The sequence below is a fragment of the Haloferax profundi genome, assembly GCF_001469865.1.
In the GTDB taxonomy this organism is placed as follows: Archaea; Halobacteriota; Halobacteria; order Halobacteriales; family Haloferacaceae; genus Haloferax; species Haloferax profundi.
Genome location: NZ_LOPV01000121.1, coordinates 1 through 595, shown reverse-complemented (window position 1 = coordinate 595; position 595 = coordinate 1). Strand labels below are relative to the sequence as shown.

General features: G+C 58.5%; 1 protein-coding gene. It reads left to right on the top strand.

Annotated elements, in window-relative coordinates; translation table 11 throughout:
• The coding region (locus AUR66_RS21820) for a DUF7827 domain-containing protein (RefSeq protein WP_449271632.1) at positions 1–595 on the top strand (595 nt) is incomplete at both ends.

Here is a 595-nt window from a genome sequence, read left to right as displayed (position 1 = left end):
CATCTCGTTCACGTCGTCGACCTACACCCAGCAGGTTGGTGACAAGGTCACCTTCGGCGTTGAGCTCGAAGACACGACCGACGCCTACATCTTCGTTGGTAGTGAAGACGTCAACTACCTCGAAGTGCTGAAGGTCGTTGACGACGACGAAGACGGCGTTGTCAACGTCACCATGAACACGCGTACTGCTGGTCTCGAAACCGGCGATAGCGACAATTCCTTCGAAATCGAAGGCGACGACGAGTTCGATGAGGACTTCGGCACCGATGGCGTCCAGCGTGTCTCCACGTCTGACGACATCAACAACGACGAGATCTCCGCCTCGCTCTCCTCGCCGCTTGAGGAAGGCAACTACGATCTCCGTGCTGCCTCGTCGGCTGACTACGACTCCCTCCCTGACGACAACGGCGACGACCGTGTCGAAGACGAAGAGGACGTCGCTACGCTCGACCTGACTGAGCGGAGTACCGATGCTGTCCAGTCCTGGACTGCAGCGTCCGGTACTGCAGACAACTTCGACGACACTGAGGAACTCCTCAGCGAAGTCACCCAGACGGACACGATCGCTCTCGGCGACCGCGTCGTTCTCCAAGTT